Below are 16,492 nucleotides of genomic sequence, written 5' to 3'. Positions count from 1 at the left end.
CTCAGGCCGTGACCTCGCCGGCCTGAGGCTTTGCCGGGGCGGGCACGCCTCCGGGGGCGCTGCCGGGCAGGCCGCCGGATCCGCCGCCGGGTGCATCCCCGGATCCGCCGCCGGGTGCACCGCCGGGTACGTCGAGGCCGCACTCGCCCTCGGTGGCCGCCGCCGCCGCGGCCCGGGCCCGCCGCCTGGCCAGGGGAGCGGCCAGCGCGGTCAGGACGATGAAGATCGCGATCGTGAACAGCACGATGACCGCGCCGGGCGGCACATCCTCGTAGTACGTGACGGCCGTTCCGCTCAGCGTGACCGTCACGCCGATCGCCACCGCGATCGCGAAGGTCCAGGCGAAGCTGCGGGACAGCTGCTGCGCGGCCGCGACCGGCACCACCATCAGCGCGGAGACCAGGAGCAGGCCCACGACCCGCATCGCGACCGTGACGGTGACCGCCGCCGTGACCGCGGTCAGGAGGTTCAGGGCGCGCACCGGCAGACCCGTCACGCGGGCGAACTCCTCGTCCTGGCTGACCGCGAACAGCTGGCGGCGCAGGCCGATGGTGACGATCAGGACGAACGCCGCGAGGAGGCTGATGGCCCACACATCGGAGGCGGAGACCGTCGCGAGGGAGCCGAAGAGGTAGGAGTTGAGGTTGGCGGTGGAGCCGCCCGGCGCGAGGTTGATGAAGAGCACACCGCCCGCCATGCCGCCGTAGAAGAGCATCGCGAGCGCGATGTCGCCGCGCGTCTTGCCGTACCAGCGGATGAGTTCCATGGCGACCGCGCCGAGCACGGAGACCAGGGTCGCCATCCACACCGGTGAGGTGGAGAGCAGGAAGCCGAGGCCGACACCGGTCATCGCGACGTGCCCGATGCCGTCGCCCATGAGGGCCTGGCGGCGCTGGACGAGGTAGATCCCGACGGCCGGCGCGATGATGCCGACGATGGCCGCGGCGAACAACGACCGTTGCATGAAAGCGGAGTTGAGGAGTTCCATCATGATCAGGTCAGCAGTCCCGTGCGTACCGGCTCGGCGGCCGTGTGCGGATGTACGTGGTCGTGGCCGGGCAGGGCGTGCTGGCCGACGGCCCGCGGCGGCGGCCCGTCGTGCACGACGCAGCCGTCGCGCAGTACCACCGCCCGGTCGATGAGTGGTTCCAGCGGCCCGAGCTCGTGCAGGACGAGCAGCACGGAGGCGCCGGCGGCGACTTGTTCGCGCAAGGTGGCCGCGAGTATCTCCTGGCTCTCGATGTCGACGCCCGCCATCGGCTCGTCCATGATCAGGAGTTCGGGTTCGCCCGCCAACGCCCGTGCGATCAGGACGCGTTGGTGCTGCCCTCCGGAGAGCGCGTCCACGGAGTCCTTGGCCCGGTCGGCGAGGCCCACGGCCGCGATCGCCCGGTCGACGGCCTCGCGGTCGGCCTTGCGCAGGATCCCGAAGCGGGACCGGGAGAGGCGGCCGGTGGAGACGACCTCGCGGATCGTGGCGGGCACCCCGCCCGCGGCCGTGGTGCGCTGCGGTACGTAGCCGACCCGCCCCCAGTCGCGAAAACGCCGGCGCGGGGTGCCGAAGATCTCGACGGAGCCGCCGCTGAGCGGCACCTGGCCGATGATGGTGCGGATCGCGGTCGACTTGCCCGAGCCGTTCGCGCCGAGCAGGGCCACGACCTCGCCGGGCCGCACCGACAGGTCGATGCCGCGCAGGACGGGACGCGAGCCGAGCTCGGCGGTCACCGAGGTGAGGGATATGACCGGGGTGGGGGATGCGGCAGAGGCGGGTGATGCGGCGGGGCCGGGCGATGCGGCGGGGGTGGGCGATGTGACGGGCGCCATGGCGGGAGCCTCCAAAGCGGTGGGCAGGATGGTCACTTGGCGGTGAGTGCCGCGGTCAGGGCGGTCAGGTTGGACCGCATCACCGAGAAGTAGTCGGTGCCCTTGGACCGGTCGGTGATCCCTTCCAGGGGGTCGAGCACATCGGTCTTGAGCGAGGCGTCCGACGCGAGGGTCTTGGCGGTCTTGTCGCTGACCAGCGTCTCGTAGAAGACGGTCGTGACGCCGTCCGCCTTGGCCATCTTCTGGAGGGCCCTGATCCGCGCAGGGCTGGGCTCGGAGTCGGGGTCGAGGCCGTTGATGGCCTCCTCGGTCAGCCCGTACCGCTCGGCGAGGTAGCCGAAGGCGGCGTGCGTGGTGATGAAGACCCGGGAGGTGAGCGCCTTGCTGTTCTTCAGGGCGGCCGCGTACTCCTTGTCGAGCACGTCGAGCTTGCCCACCAGGGTGTCGGTGTTGGTGCGGTAGTCCGCGGCGTGCGCCGGGTCGGCCTTCGCGAGGGCGGCGCCCACGCCCCGGGCGACCTCGGCGTACTTCACCGGGTCGAGCCAGATGTGCGGGTCGTCGCCGGCCGCGGAGTGACGGTGGCTGTGACTGCTGTCGTCGCCGTGGTCCTCCTCGCCGGAGGAGGAGTCGTGGGCGGCCGCGTGGCCGCCCACCTCGTTGCCGTGCTTCTCCATCGAGGTGAGCGTCGAGGCGTCGATCTTCGTCTTGAGGTCGGCCTGGGAGACGGCCGCGTCCACGGCGGGCTGGAGGCCCTTGAGGTAGACGACCGCGTCGGCGTCGTTGAGCTTCGCGGTCTGGCGGGCGCTGATCTCCAGGTCGTGGGGCTCGACGCCGGGCTTGGTCAGGGAGGTGACCGCCACGTGGTCCCCGCCTATCTGCTGGGTCAGGAACTGCAGCGGATAGAACGACGCCACCACGTCCAGCCTGCCGTCCTTGCGGCCGTCGCCGGCACCTCCCGCACCGCAGGCCGTGAGGGCGGTGAGGCCGAGGAGGGCGGCGCAGGACAGGGCGGCCGTGGGTATGAGGCGGCGTACGTTCATGACATCCATTTTCAACAAAGATGGAAACGATTGTCAATAATCAGTACGGGTGGCCCCGCACCGAGCCCGTGCCGACCCCCGCGCCGACCCCTGCGCCGACCCCGTGCCGACCCCTGCGCAGGGCCTCGCACCGGAACCGATTTGATAGAGGGGGTGCGGCCGCCGCTAATCTGAAGGCTTCGCCGTTCCCCGTTCACGTCGTCGTTAATGAAGAGAGCACCGTGGCCGCCGACAAGATCGACACCATCGTCAACCTGAGCAAGCGCCGTGGCTTCGTCTACCCGTGCAGCGAGATCTACGGAGGCCAGAAGGCCGCCTGGGACTACGGGCCGCTGGGTGTCGAGCTGAAGGAGAACCTGAAGCGCCAGTGGTGGCGCTACATGGTCACCTCGCGTGAGGACGTCGTCGGCATCGACTCGTCGGTGATCCTGGCCTCCGAGGTCTGGGAGGCCTCCGGCCACGTCGCCACCTTCAGCGACCCGCTCACCGAGTGCACCTCCTGCCACAAGCGCTTCCGCGCGGACCACCTCGAAGAGGCGTACGAGGAGAAGCACGGCAAGGCCCCCGCTAACGGCCTCGCCGACCTCAACTGCCCCAACTGCGGCAACAAGGGCACCTTCACCGAGCCCAAGAGCTTCTCCGGTCTGCTCTCCACCCACCTCGGCCCCACCCAGGACACCGCCTCGGTCGCCTACCTGCGCCCCGAGACCGCCCAGGGCATCTTCACCAACTTCGGCCAGGTCCTGCAGACCTCCCGCAAGAAGCCGCCGTTCGGCATCGCGCAGATGGGCAAGTCCTTCCGCAACGAGATCACGCCCGGCAACTTCATCTTCCGCACCCGCGAGTTCGAGCAGATGGAGATGGAGTTCTTCGTCAAGCCCGGCGAGGACGAGCAGTGGCAGGAATACTGGATGGAGCAGCGCTGGAACTGGTACACCGGCCTCGGCATGCGTGAAGAGAACATGCGCTGGTTCGAGCACCCGGCGGAGAAGCTCTCCCACTACTCCAAGCGCACCGCCGACATCGAGTACCGCTTCAGCTTCGGCGGCAGCGAATGGGGCGAGCTCGAAGGCGTCGCCAACCGCACCGACTACGACCTCACCGCGCACTCCAAGGCCTCCGGCCACGACCTGCTCTACTTCGACCAGGAAGCCGGCCAGCGCTGGACGCCGTACGTCATCGAGCCCGCAGCCGGTGTCGGCCGCGCCATGCTCGCCTTCCTCCTCGACGCCTACAGCGAGGACGAGGCGCCCAACGCCAAGGGCGTCATGGAAAAGCGCGCCGTGATGCGCCTCGACCCGCGCCTCGCGCCGGTCAAGGTCGCCGTCCTGCCGCTCTCCCGCAACCCGCAGCTCTCCCCGAAGGCGAAGGGCCTCGCGGCGGACCTGCGGCAGAACTGGAACATCGAGTTCGACGACGCCGGTGCGATCGGGCGCCGCTACCGTCGCCAGGACGAGATCGGTACGCCGTTCTGTGTCACCGTCGACTTCGACACGCTCGACGACAACGCGGTGACGGTGCGCGAGCGCGACACGATGGCCCAGGAGCGGGTCTCCCTGGACCAGATCCAGCAGTACCTCGGCAGCCGCCTGCTGGGCTGCTGACCCCCGCCCCTGGGCTCCGCCCCTGCCCCTGGGCTCCGCCCCCTGCCCGGTTGCCCATCGGTGACGACCGGGCGGGGGCGGGCTTTTGGGCGCGGGCCTGCGGGGGCCTTCGGGCGCGGGCCGGTGCGGGCCGGTGCGGGCTGGTCGCGCAGTTCCCCGCGCCCCTGACTACGTGATGCCTGGTGGCACGGTCGTCCTCAGCACAATGGTCGGCGCGTACGTCCACCCAGCCCGTCCGGCGTTTGAGGACGAGCGTCCTCAAGGCGCGAACGGGGTCTGGGGCGGAGCCCCAGGTGTTTGGACCTCAGCTCCTTCATGCCCCCGGAGGGTTTCGGGAAGGGGTGGGGCGGGGCATCACCGGGGGCTGGGGCGGAGCCCCGGAGGCCCGGCTTTCGACCGCGGACCGTGCCCGCGTCCCGCGCAGTTCCCCGCGCCCCTGGAAGCGCACCCGGTGCCGATTGGCCGCGCCCGCCGGGGTGGAGCCGGGTGGAATGTTGCAGGGCCGTGCCGAGTAGGGCACCCGGTGCCGAGCGGTCGAGCCCGCCGGGGTGGAGCCGCGCAGTGGCTACTTGGGGCGGGCGGGGTCAGTGGTTGCGGAGGGCGACCGTCGCGCAGAGCGCCGCCACCGGCAGCTCCACCGCCACCGCCAGCGCCAGCGCCGTCGCAAGTCCCATACCCGGCGCGGCCGTTGTGACATCGAACCACGCGTCCACCAGCAGCACCGCTCCCGTCGCCGCCGCGACCTGCTGGGCCCGGGGATCGTCGCGCCGCAACAACACCCCCGTCCCCGTAAGCCCCAGCGCGAGCAACGCATCCAGCCCCACCCACGCCGTCGACCAGTTCGACACCTCCGTCGACTGCGGAAGCGTCTTGGCCAGCACCACCATCCACGGCACCAGCGCGATACCCGCCCCGGTGAGGACGGTCGACAGACGCGGCCGGCGCCGTATGCCCCAAGCGCCCACGACGGCGACAGTGGACACCGGCCGGCCCGGACGGATCTGCGGGGCGAGGAAAGTCATGGCGGCGGGCTCCTTCCGGCCCGGCGGTCCCTCCGCCCGAGCACAGCACCAGACTTCCCCGCCGCCCCACCCCGGGTCAGTAACGCAACAGTCCGAACCCGAGGTGGTGCTGGCTATACCCCCGCCCGGGCAGCAGCATGATGGAGCGCCCCTGACCAGCCCAACTACCCTGTGCACATGGCAACTCCCGGCCCGCTGCGGCGCACCTACCGCTGGAGCGCCGCACACGCGCCGTGGTCCGCGTGGGCCTGGCGCAACACCGCCCTCGTGGCCGCCTCCGTACCCCTGGCCCTGCCCGTCGCGCTCGCCCTCACCTACCTCGCCCTCCACCCCGGCGGCACCCTCAAGGCACTCGCGGCCGTCCTCGTCCTGAGCCCCCTGCTCACCGCACTCCAACGCAGCCGCTTCTGGTCACTGACCGGCCACGACATACCCAAGATCCACTGGCCCCACCCCTGGTACCGGCGGCACGGACTCCTGTCCCGGCTGCGCGCCGGAACGATGTGGCGCCAGTACGGCTACCACCTGCTGGTCTCCCCGCTCGCCGCACTCGGCGGCGCCCTCGTCGTCATCGGCTGGGCCGCCGGCGCCGGCTTCGCCCTCGTCTTCTCCTGGGTCTGGGCCCTGCCCCCGAGCGCCCGCCCACCGGGCTGGAGCGAGAGATACGTCGCCTTCACCGTCCTCGGCGTCCTGCTCCTCCTCGCCACCCCCGCCCTCGCCGCCCTCGTCGCCCGGCTCGACGCCGGCGCCGCGACCGCCCTCCTCGGACCCAGCCGCGCCAAGGAACTCGAACGCCGCGTCGAGAACCTCGCCGAGAGCCGCGCCGACATCCTCGACGCCGCCGACCTGGAACGCCGCCGCATCGAACGCGACCTCCACGACGGCGCCCAACAACGCCTGGTCTCCCTCGCCATGAACCTCGGCATCGCCCGCGCCACCCTCACCGACCTGCCACCCGAAGCCCGCGCCGTCATCGACGAAGCCCACCGCGAGGCCAAGGAAGCCATCGAAGAACTCAGCAACCTCGTCCGGGGACTGCACCCCGCCGTCCTGGAGGACCGCGGCCTCGACGCCGCGATCTCCGGCATCGCCGCCCGCGCCCCCTTCCCCGTCGACCTCACCGTGGACCTCGTCCAACGGCCCTCGCCCACCGTCGAAGCCGTCGCCTACTTCGTCGTCTCCGAAACCCTCGCCAACATCGCCAAACACGCCCACGCCACCCGCTGTTCGGTCCACGTCCGCCGCCACGCCGCCCTCCTGACGATCACCGTCGGCGACAACGGCATCGGCGGCGCCGACCCCGCCGGCGGCACCGGACTGCTCGGCCTCCACAAACGCGTAGGGTCCATCGACGGAACCCTCACCATCAACAGCCCCCACGGGGGCCCGACCACCATCACTGTGGAGCTGCCGTGCGGGCTGTGATCGCCGAAGACTCGGTACTGCTGCGGATAGGACTCGTCAAAGTCCTCGACATGGCCGGATTCGACGTGGCCGCCGAGACCGGCGACGCCGAAAGCCTGCTCACGGCCGTCGAAACCCACCGGCCCGACCTCGCCCTCGTCGACGTTCGCATGCCACCCGGATTCACCGACGAAGGCGTACGCGCCGCCCTGATGATCCGTCAACAATGGCCCGGCACCGCCGTGTTGCTGCTCTCCCAATACGTCGAGGAGCGGTACGCCGCCGACCTCCTCGCCACCCAGAGCGGCGGCATCGGCTACCTCCTCAAACAACGCGTCGCCGATGTCGAGGAGTTTATCGACGCCCTCAAACGCGTCGCCGCCGGCGGCGCCGCCCTCGACCCCCAGGTCGTCGCCCAGCTCCTGCTGCGCCGAGGCGGCGGACCCGACCCCCTCGAACGCCTCACCCCCCGCGAACGCGACGTCCTCGCCCTCATGGCGGAAGGCCGCTCCAACGCCGGCATCGCCACCGAACTCGTCGTCAGTGAAAGCGCGGTCGCCAAACACATCAACAACATCTTCGCCAAACTCGACCTGCCCGTCGCCGACGGTGACCACCGCCGTGTCCTCGCCGTCCTGCGCTTCCTCGACGGCGGCCCCGCATGACCACCCCCAACGGCGGCGCCGGCATGCCCCGCACGACCACCACCCCCAACGCCGCCGCCGGCACCGAACAGCACGCACCACCCCGAGCCGCCCGAACCCCCGGCCCCCGAACCCCCGGCCCCCGAACCCCCGGCCCCCGAACCCCCGGCCCCGGAACCCCCGGCCCCGGAACCCCCAGTCCCGGAAGCCCCAGGTCGAGCGGGCCGAGCGGCCCGAGCGGGCCCGGCAGTGCGAGCCGCCCCGGCAGTGCGAGCGCACCCGGCAGTGCGAGCGGGGCGGACGGAGCGAAGGGGGCGCGCTGGACGCGTAGGGGCGGCGGGGAGAACGCGACGCGCGGGCCCGCCCGGGAACGCCCCCGCCACCGCATCCCCTGGATCCTCGTCGCCCTCGCCGGCGCCCTGTTCATCGTGGCGCCGCTCACCGCCTCCCTCATAGCCGACACCGCCAGCCGGACCGGCGTCTACACCGGACCCGACAATGACCGCCCCCACGCCGTCTCCGCCGTCGACGTCGAAGCCGGCTCCGCCGAGATCACCGTCACCACCGGCCCCGCCGGACACGTCACCCTGGGCGGCACACTCAACTGGCTGCTGAAGAAGCCCACCATCAAACGGACCTGGGACGGCGACACCCTCAAAGTCCACGCCCAGTGCAACGGCTTTGTGGACCAATTCCTCCAGAACTGCCAGATCGACCTTCACCTCACCGTCCCCCCGGGTGTCGCCCTGACCGTCCACAACGGCTCCGGTCACATCCGCGTCCGCGACCTGACAGGACCGGTCGACCTCACCAACGGCTCCGGCGGCATGACCCTGCGCGCCCTCACCGGCACGCTGCGGGCCACCGTCGGCTCCGGCACCATCGAAGCCACCCAACTCGCCACCCCGGAAGCCCACTTGAAGGCTGGCTCCGGTACCGTACGCGCCGAATTCACCGCCCCGCCCCGCCGAGCCGATGCCTCCGCCGGCTCCGGCAGCGTCGACCTCACCGTCCCCGACGGCAGCCACTACCGCATCCTGGGCACCCCCGGATCAGGCGCCCGCATCATCGACGCCGGCCTCGCCGACCCCACATCGGACCGCACACTCGACGTCTCCAGCGGCTCGGGATCGGTCACCGTCGGCTACCCCGGCTGGGACTTCTCCAGCCCCCCGGCCGGCTGACGCCGCAACCCCTGCACCAACAGATCCACCACCGCCCCGAAGTCGTCCCGAATCGACGGCCGCGACCACTCCGCCGCATACACCGGATCATGGAAACGGCCCGTCGCGTCGAACACCGCACGCGCCGAGACCGCCGGCGCGTCCGGCACCGCGAACTCGCCCCGCTCCACACCGAACCGCACGATCACCGTCAGCTGATCCACCAGCTCACCGATGTGCTCCTCCACGACCCGGCTGTTCTCCCGCAGCAACACCTCATACGTCCCGAACAACTCCGGGTCGTCACCCGCCTTGTGCATCTTCGCCAGGAACAGCTCGCTCAGCCACAGCCGCAGCACCACCGCCGACTCCAGATCCTGACGGGACGCGATCTCCCGCAACAGGACCGTCGAACGGTTCAGCCACCGCTCGGTGACCGCCTCCCGCAACGCCGCCTTCGTCCGGAAATGGCGGTACACACTGCCATGACTCACCCCCAGCTGACGCGCGACATCGACGACCGTGGCCTTCGCCGGCCCGTGGCGGCGCAGCACCTCCTCGGTCGCCACGAGGATGCGCTCGGCGGTCAGTGGTTCCGTACTCATGGCCATGACGTTACCTGCCGCTCCCAATGCCCCGACGGGCCTGTGGACAACCCCGGGTGACGGACTTGCCCACAGGCCAGGACGGCCGCGCGACCCGGCTCGACCGCTCAGCGCTCACTGTCCAGATGCACCATCTGAGCCTGCGGGTAGCGCTCACCCGCCGCCGCGCCGGGCGGCACCGCACCCTCGATCGCGGCCAGATCGTCCCCGGTCAGCACCACATCGAGCGCACCGAGCGCCTCGGCAAGCCGCTCCCGGGTCCGCGCACCGACCAGCGGCACCACGTCCGCACCCCGCCCCTCGCCCTGCGCCAGCACCCACGCGATGGCGATCTGCGCCACTGAGACGCCCTTCTGCTCCGCGATCTTCCGCAGCGCCTCCACGAGAGAGAGGTTGTGCCGCAGGTTCTCACCCTGGAAACGCGGGCTCATGCCGCGGAAGTCACCCGGGGCCAGCTGCCGGTCCGGCGAGAAGTGCCCACTGATCAGACCGCGCGAGAGCACCCCGTACGCGGTGACACCGATGCCCAGCTCGACGGCGGCCGGCAGGATCTTTTCCTCGATGCCGCGCGACACCAGCGAGTACTCGATCTGGAGATCCGAGATCGGGGCCACCGACGCCGCCCGGCGCAGCGTGTCCGCACCGACCTCGGAGAGGCCGATGTGCCGTACGTGCCCGGCCTCGACCAGTTCGGCGATGGCGCCGACCGTCTCTTCGATCGGCACGTCCGGGTCGATCCGCGCGATGCGGTAGATGTCGATGTGGTCGACTCCGAGTCGCTGCAACGAGTACGCGGCGAAGTTCTTCACCGCGGCCGGCCGCCCGTCGTAGCCGGACCAGCCGCCGTCCGGGTCGCGCAGCGCCCCGAACTTCACACTGGTCAGCGCCTGCTCGCGAGCGGCGACGGGCGCGGAACGCAGCGCCTCGCCGATCAGCATCTCGTTGTGGCCCATGGCGTAGAAGTCGCCGGTGTCCAGGAGGGTGACGCCGGCGTCGAGCGCGGCGTGGATGGTGGCGATGGACTCGCCCCGGTCGGCCTCTCCGTACAGGGCGGACATGCCCATACAACCGAGGCCCAGCGCGGAGACGCGGGGGCCGGTGGTGCCGAGGGTGCGGGTGCGCATGAGGTGCTCCTTGGTGGCGGAGGGGTGAGGCTGGGTATGCGTCCACCATGACATGACAGCTGACAGATTTCAATATCTGTCAGCTGTCATGCGCCCTGCGCCGGCGCCGCCGTGCGATGCCGCCTGGCGCCGCTCCTCCGCGCCGCCCCCGGCGGAAAACCGGTACGAGCCGCCCTCTTCCGGCAGGTACCGTCGCCCTCATGGCTAAGAGTCGTAACAACCTGCTCGGTGTCGGTGGACAGCGCAAGAAGGTGTCCCGCAACGGAGACCAGGGCTCTGTCCAGGAGGGCGCGGCCGACCGCAAGGCGGCCGTGGACAAGAAGGAGGAGCTGCTGCGCAGGATGCGTGAGCGCGCCAACCCCGCGACGGGCCCGGCGACGGACACCGCGACACACACCGCGACGGAGGCCGGCGAGAGCTGAGCCGCCGCATACGCCGAAGGGCCCGGACCGTGATCGGATCACGGTCCGGGCCCTTCGTGTCACCCCTCACCGGCTCACCGCATGACACGCGGCAGCCGCAGGCTGAGCAGCGCCGTGATGACGACGAGACCGAGCTGGGCGAGGAGTGTGACGACGAGCGCGTCGCGCATGCCGAGTGAGGGGGCCAGGGCCAGGAAGAGCGTGCCCAGGGTGGCCACCCCGAGGGCGAGCGCGGACTGCTGGGTGGTGACCACCACGCCGCCGCCCACTCCGGCCCGGTCGGCCGGAATGTCGGAGAGCATCAGGCGGATGAGGATGGGGAGTTGGAGGCCCTGGCCGAGGCCGGCCACCGCGACGCCGGGGGCGAGTTCGGCGACGGTCAGACCGGACCAGCCGTGCCACACGGTCAGCGTGAGCAGGGCGATGCCCACCGCCTGGATCACTCCGCCCGCGCTCACCACGCGGGTGCCGAACCGGCCGATCAGCCTCGGCCCGGCCAGTGACGCGGCGAAGAAGGCGAGCGCCATCGGCACCAGGGCCAGACCCGCGTCGACCGGACCCATCCGCAGCCCCTGTTGCAACACCACCGCGACAACGAACATGAAGCCGCTGAAGCCGATCGAGAACGGCACGATCATCACGAGGCCGCGGCGCAGCGACTCCGTCTCCAGGAGGCTCGGCGGCACCAGCGGTGTCCGCCCCAGCCGGTCCGCGCGCCGCTCGACCATGAAGAAGCCGGCCGCAGCGAACGGGAAGACACCCAGCGAGACCCACGTCCACAGCGGCCAGCCCGCGGCCCGCCCCTCGGTGAGCGGGAGCAGCAGCGACAGCAGGGAGAGCGCGAGGAGCAGCGTGCCCGCCACATCGATGGTGGCCGGCTTGTCCGAGCGGGTCTCCGGCACCGAACGGACCGCGAGTACCAGGCCCACGACGGCGACGGGGACGTTCACCAGGAACACCGAGCGCCAGCCCGTACCGGCGACGTCGGCCGCGACCAGCACACCGCCGAGGATCTGTCCGGCGACCATGGAAAGGCCCGCGGTCGCCCCGTACAGGCTCATCGCCTTGGCCCGGCGCGGGCCCTGCGTGGTGGCCTGGATGGTGGCGAGCACCTGCGGCAGCATCAGGGCAGCCGCCGCGCCCTGCGCCACCCGCGCCCCGACCAGCGTCCACGCGGTCGGCGCGAGACCGCAGGCAAGGGAGGTCACGGCGAACGCCGCCATGCCGATCAGGAAGAGCCGGCGCCGGCCCGCCATGTCGCCGAGCCGCCCGCCGAGCACGAGCAGCACCGCATAGGCGACGCCGTACCCGGCGACCACCAGCTCCAGGGTCGCGGGGCCCGCGGCGAGGTCACTGTCCATGGACGGCAGAGCGACATTGACGATGAAGAAGTCGATCAGGGGAAGCGCCGCACCGAGCAGCACCGTGAACAGCCCGAGGGGCCCGATGACCGCCCCGTGGTGAGTGACTGGGACGGAGTGCCGTCGGGCCGCAGGTCCGGAGCCGGAGGACACGGAGGGCACGGAGGACGCGGAGGGCACGGAGGACGCGGAGGAGGAAGAGGTGGAAGTGGTGAGAGTGGCGGAAGAAGCTGAAGAAGCTGAAGGGGAGGGAGAGGCGGAGGAAACGAGAGGGGCGGAGGAGGGGGCGGGGGAGGGGCGGGGTGCCGTTCGTACGGTTGATTCGTTCACGATGTCGCTCACGTGGAGAACCATCCTCCTCCTCTGAGCCTGGTACCAGAGTCTCGTTATCCTGGTACCACCACTACCCGGACACCGGCTGACAAGGCTCCGCGGGTGCGGCACTCTGAGACCATGAGCACTGTGGCACCGGCGAGCGACGTCCGCCGCCATGAGCTGGCCGAGTTCCTGCGCAGCCGGCGTGAGCGGATCACCCCCGAACAGGTCGGCCTGCCCCCCGGCCGACGCCGCCGCACCCCGGGGCTGCGCCGCGAGGAGGTCGCCCAGCTCTCCGCCGTCGGCGTCACCTGGTACACCTGGCTGGAACAGGCCCGCGACATCCAGGTCTCCCCGCAGGTCCTCGATGCCCTGGCGCGCGCCCTGCTGCTCGACCCCAGCGAGCGCAGCCACCTCTTCGCCCTGGCCGGCGCCCTCGACCCCACGCCCAACGCGCCCTGCCCCCGGCTCACCCCGGCGCTGCGCGCCATGCTCGACCAGCTGGGCCCGATCCCGGCCTGCGTCCAGAACAGCCGGTACGACATCCTCGCGTACAACCAGACGTACGGCCGGCTGCTGTGCGACCTCGACGCGGTGCCGCCCGAGGACCGCAACTGCCTGTGGCTGGCCTTCACCAACGCCGAGTGGCGGGCCTCGGTCGTCGACCTGCCCGACATGAACCGGGTGATGGCTGCCAAGTTCCGCGCCTCGATGGCCGAGCACCTCGCCGAGCCGGCCTGGAAGGCGCTGCTCGCCCGGCTCGAAGGGGCATCGGCGGAGTTCCGCGAGGTGTGGGCCCGGCACGAGGTCGTCACCCAGGGCGGCAAGACGAAGTACCTGCGCAACGCCCACGTCGGCCTGCTCTCCGTCGAGCACACCAACCTGTGGCTCGGCCCGTCGGCGGGCCCGCGTCTCGTGATGTACGTGCCCTGCGACGACGAGACCCGCGAGCGCCTGGAGCAGCTCCAGGCACTCGTTGCGCCGGACCGCGCTCAGGCGTTGGCGTCCGCCGGGGTCTGAGCCACGGGGGCCTCAAGGCGCCGCGCGGTACGACGCGCCGACTCCTGGGCCCACTTGCCGCTGGTGGCGAGCCCAAGGAACAACACGCTCAGACCGCACCCCGCGATGATCCACCACGCGGGCCGCGCGGCGTCGGGGAAGTGACCCGCGTACGCACCCGCCGAGACACCCGCCATGCCGCCCGCCAGCACCGCGCCGATCACCGCGACGCCCAGGGTCTGGCCGATCTGGCGGCTGGTGGAGGCGACTGCCGCGGCCACACCCGCCTGCGAACGCGGCATCCCGGAGACCGCGGTGTTGGTGATCGGCGCGTTCACCATGCCGAACCCGAGCCCGAACAGGACGTACCCGGTGAAGAGCAGCGCCGTGGTCCGCTCGGCGTCGAAGAGGGCGAACAGCAGCCCGCTCGACGCCATCGCGACACCCGCGATCAGGAGCGAGAGCCGCGGACCCCGGTTGCCGACGAGCCGGCCCGAGATCGGTGCGCACACGAAGGTGAGCGCGGCCATGGGCAGCATGTACAGGCCCGCGTTCAGGGCGCTCAGACCGCGCGCGTTCTGCAGGTAGAGCGTGTTGAGGAAGAGGAACCCGCTGAGCGCGGAGAACGCGGAGACCGCTATCACCGTGGCCCCGCTGAACGGGGCGCTGCGGAAGAAACGCAGGTCGATCAGCGGCTCGGCGCGCCTCGGCTCGTACACGAGGAGCCCCGCGAGCGAGGCGATGGCGAGCGCGGCGAAGACGAGGATCTTCGGCGAGTTCCAGCCGGCGCTCGGCGCCTCGATGATCGCGTACGTCAGTGAGCCGAGCAGCGCGATGACCAGGAGCTGGCCGACCGGGTCGGGGCGGCGCGGCTTGGGCGCGCGCGACTCCGGGATGAAGCGCCAGGTCAGGAACAGCGCGATCAGGCCGACCGGCAGATTGAGCCAGAAGATCGAGCGCCAGCCCACCGATTCGACCAGGGCGCCGCCCACGATCGGGCCCATGGCCATCGAGATGCCGACGACGGCGCCCCACACGCCGATGGCACGGGCGCGTTCACGGGCGTCGGTGAAGGTGTTGGTGATGATCGACATCGCGACGGGGTTGAGCATCGATCCGCCCACCGCCTGCACCATCCGGAAGATCACGAGGGAGGTGAGGCCGGGCGCGAGCGAGCAGAGGAGCGAGCCGATGGTGAACAGGACCAGGCCCGTCTGGAAGACCTTGCGGCGGCCGATGCGGTCGGCGGTCGAGCCCGACAGCATCAGGAGCGAGGCGAGGACGAGGGTGTAGGCGTCGATCGTCCACTGCAGGCCGGAGACTTCGGCGTGGAAGTCCTTCTGCAGGGAGGGGAGGGCAACGTTGAGGACGGTGTTGTCGAGGCTGACGATCAGCAGGCTCAGGCAGCAGATCGCCAGGATGAGCATCCGTCGGCGGTGGGTCGGCTCGGACATGGCTTCGATAGTACGCCTAACTAATGAACCGGGGGTGCTGCGGCCCTGGTGGCGGCGGTCCCGGTGCCGGGGGCACCAGGTGGGGCGTCTCCGGGCTGCGGTCCCTGTACCGGGGGCACCAGGTGGGGCCTCCCCGGGCTGCGGTCCCGGTACCGGGCCACCCGGTGCGGCGCGATCCTGGTGGCGGCGGCCCCGGCAAAGGGCACCTGCCCGCGCGGGTCCCGGCCCCGGCGCTCGGGGCGCTTGCCCGCACGGCCCTCTGAGCTCCGTTGTCCACAGGCCCGGCGCTTGCCCGCACGCCCCCCGAGCCCCGTTGTCCACAGGCCCAGCAGGCGCACGTCCCGCATGCGCGACAATGAACAGATGACCACGCTCTCCATCGGCCCGCACACCGTGCAGCCGCCCGTGGTGCTCGCACCCATGGCCGGCATCACCAACGCCCCGTTCCGCACCCTGTGCCGTGAGTTCTCCGGCGGCAAGGGCCTGTTCGTCAGCGAGATGATCACCACGCGGGCGCTGGTCGAGCGCAACGAGAAGACCATGCAGCTCATCCACTTCGACGAGACCGAGACCCCGCGCTCGATCCAGCTGTACGGAGTGGACCCGGTCACCGTCGGCAAAGCCGTCCGCATGATCGTGGACGAGAACCTCGCCGACCACATCGACCTCAACTTCGGCTGCCCCGTGCCGAAGGTGACCCGCAAGGGCGGCGGCTCGGCCCTGCCCTACAAGCGGCCGCTGCTGCGCGCGATCCTGCACGAGGCGGTCACCAACGCCGGCGACCTGCCGGTCACCATGAAGATGCGCATCGGCATCGACGACGACCACATCACCTATCTCGACGCCGGCCGGATCGCCGTCGAGGAGGGCGTCACCGCGATCGCCCTGCACGGCCGCACCGCCGCCCAGCACTACGGCGGCACCGCCGACTGGGACGCCATCGCCCGCCTCAAGGACCACGTCCCGGAGATCCCGGTCCTCGGCAACGGCGACATCTGGTGTGCCGAGGACGCGCTGCGCATGGTCAAGGAGACCGGCTGCGACGGCGTCGTCGTCGGCCGCGGCTGCCTCGGGCGGCCCTGGCTCTTCGGCGACCTGGTGGCCGCGTTCGAGGGGACGGATTCCTTCGCGCGCCCCACGCTGCGCACGGTCTCCGAGGTGATGCTGCGGCACGCGACGCTGCTCGGCGAGTGGATCGGCGACGAGACGCGCGGTGTGATCGACTTCCGCAAGCACGTCGCCTGGTATCTGAAGGGCTTCGCGGTCGGTTCCACCCTGCGCAAGTCCCTCGCCATCACCTCGTCCCTTCAGGAGCTGGCCGCTCAGTTGAGCGAGCTGGACCTGGACCAGTCGTGGCCGGACGGTGCGGACGGCCCGCGCGGCAGAACGTCCGGAAACAACCGGGTCGTCCTGCCGGACTGCTGGCTGAAGGACCCCTACGACTGCTCCGGCATCACGATGGACGCCGAGCTGGACACCTCCGGCGGCTGATCCGCGCCGGTCCGCGCGGG

General features: G+C 71.2%; 15 protein-coding genes. 7 read left to right on the top strand and 8 right to left on the bottom strand.

The annotated features are described in order from the left end of the window. Nucleotide 1 precedes the first annotated feature (1 nt). Genes AB0D31_RS05575 through AB0D31_RS05565 form a run of 3 tightly spaced genes read right to left on the bottom strand, consistent with a single transcriptional unit; the run spans nucleotide 2 to nucleotide 2,864 of the window. Nucleotides 2-988: a metal ABC transporter permease gene (locus AB0D31_RS05575; RefSeq protein WP_362717351.1), complete on the bottom strand. Its 987-nt coding sequence runs from the start codon at nucleotides 986-988 to the stop codon at nucleotides 2-4. 5 nt (nucleotides 989-993) lie between these two features. Further along, complete coding sequence (locus tag AB0D31_RS05570; protein WP_362717348.1) at nucleotides 994-1,824, bottom strand: ABC transporter ATP-binding protein; 831 nt, start codon at nucleotides 1,822-1,824, stop codon at nucleotides 994-996. Between the two features lie 32 nt (nucleotides 1,825-1,856). Beyond that, nucleotides 1,857-2,864 (bottom strand): metal ABC transporter substrate-binding protein, encoded by a 1,008-nt coding sequence (locus tag AB0D31_RS05565; protein WP_362717345.1) that lies wholly within the window; start codon nucleotides 2,862-2,864, stop codon nucleotides 1,857-1,859. Between the two features lie 221 nt (nucleotides 2,865-3,085). Here AB0D31_RS05565 and AB0D31_RS05560 point away from each other — a divergent pair, with 221 nt between their 5' ends. Then, a complete protein-coding gene (locus AB0D31_RS05560) occupies nucleotides 3,086-4,468 on the top strand; it encodes a glycine--tRNA ligase (RefSeq protein ID WP_362717342.1) in 1,383 nt (460 codons plus the stop codon). A 584-nt stretch (nucleotides 4,469-5,052) separates the two neighbouring features. Here AB0D31_RS05560 and AB0D31_RS05555 read toward each other — a convergent pair. Further along, a complete protein-coding gene (locus tag AB0D31_RS05555; protein WP_362717339.1) occupies nucleotides 5,053-5,490 on the bottom strand; it encodes a hypothetical protein in 438 nt (145 codons plus the stop codon). A 177-nt stretch (nucleotides 5,491-5,667) separates the two neighbouring features. On the opposite strand from AB0D31_RS05555, the gene AB0D31_RS05550 reads away from it, so the two are divergent. From AB0D31_RS05550 to AB0D31_RS05540, 3 genes are all read left to right on the top strand, one after another. Further along, entirely contained in the window at nucleotides 5,668-6,915 is a 1,248-nt protein-coding gene (locus AB0D31_RS05550) for a histidine kinase (RefSeq protein ID WP_362717336.1), read from the top strand. Next, complete coding sequence (locus tag AB0D31_RS05545; protein WP_362717333.1) at nucleotides 6,903-7,559, top strand: response regulator transcription factor; 657 nt, start codon at nucleotides 6,903-6,905, stop codon at nucleotides 7,557-7,559. Before AB0D31_RS05550 ends, AB0D31_RS05545 begins: the two co-directional genes overlap by 13 nt. Nucleotides 7,560-7,966: 407 nt before the next feature. Then, entirely contained in the window at nucleotides 7,967-8,722 is a 756-nt protein-coding gene (locus tag AB0D31_RS05540; protein WP_362717330.1) for a hypothetical protein, read from the top strand. Here the strand turns inward: AB0D31_RS05540 and AB0D31_RS05535 are convergent. Continuing rightward, nucleotides 8,683-9,312 carry a TetR family transcriptional regulator gene (locus AB0D31_RS05535; RefSeq protein ID WP_362717328.1) on the bottom strand — a complete coding sequence of 210 codons (630 nt, stop codon included), beginning with the start codon at nucleotides 9,310-9,312 and terminating at the stop codon, nucleotides 8,683-8,685. The genes AB0D31_RS05540 and AB0D31_RS05535 overlap by 40 nt on opposite strands. Before the next feature lie 101 nt (nucleotides 9,313-9,413). Further along, nucleotides 9,414-10,430: an aldo/keto reductase gene (locus AB0D31_RS05530; protein WP_362717325.1), complete on the bottom strand. Its 1,017-nt coding sequence runs from the start codon at nucleotides 10,428-10,430 to the stop codon at nucleotides 9,414-9,416. Between the two features lie 200 nt (nucleotides 10,431-10,630). Between AB0D31_RS05530 and AB0D31_RS05525 the strand changes: the two genes are divergently transcribed. Then, nucleotides 10,631-10,852, top strand: a complete 222-nt coding sequence (locus AB0D31_RS05525) for a DUF6243 family protein (protein ID WP_362717322.1) — start codon at nucleotides 10,631-10,633, stop codon at nucleotides 10,850-10,852. 74 nt (nucleotides 10,853-10,926) lie between these two features. Here the strand turns inward: AB0D31_RS05525 and AB0D31_RS05520 are convergent, their stop codons facing one another. After that, a complete protein-coding gene (locus AB0D31_RS05520; RefSeq protein ID WP_362717482.1) occupies nucleotides 10,927-12,300 on the bottom strand; it encodes an MFS transporter in 1,374 nt (457 codons plus the stop codon). A 366-nt stretch (nucleotides 12,301-12,666) separates the two neighbouring features. Between AB0D31_RS05520 and AB0D31_RS05515 the strand changes: the two genes are divergently transcribed. Continuing rightward, nucleotides 12,667-13,548 (top strand): helix-turn-helix domain-containing protein, encoded by an 882-nt coding sequence (locus AB0D31_RS05515; RefSeq protein WP_362717319.1) that lies wholly within the window; start codon nucleotides 12,667-12,669, stop codon nucleotides 13,546-13,548. Here AB0D31_RS05515 and AB0D31_RS05510 read toward each other — a convergent pair. After that, complete coding sequence (locus tag AB0D31_RS05510) at nucleotides 13,521-14,981, bottom strand: MFS transporter (protein WP_362717318.1); 1,461 nt, start codon at nucleotides 14,979-14,981, stop codon at nucleotides 13,521-13,523. The two genes, AB0D31_RS05515 and AB0D31_RS05510, sit on opposite strands and share 28 nt — an antisense overlap. Nucleotides 14,982-15,344: 363 nt before the next feature. Here AB0D31_RS05510 and dusB point away from each other — a divergent pair, with 363 nt between their 5' ends. Beyond that, complete coding sequence (gene dusB, locus AB0D31_RS05505) at nucleotides 15,345-16,472, top strand: tRNA dihydrouridine synthase DusB (RefSeq protein ID WP_362717479.1); 1,128 nt, start codon at nucleotides 15,345-15,347, stop codon at nucleotides 16,470-16,472. Nucleotides 16,473-16,492: the final 20 nt, after the last annotated feature.

This window comes from Streptomyces sp. NPDC048361, assembly GCF_040651795.1.
In the GTDB taxonomy this organism is placed as follows: domain Bacteria; phylum Actinomycetota; class Actinomycetes; order Streptomycetales; family Streptomycetaceae; genus Streptomyces.
This window is presented reverse-complemented; position numbering and strand designations above follow the sequence as displayed.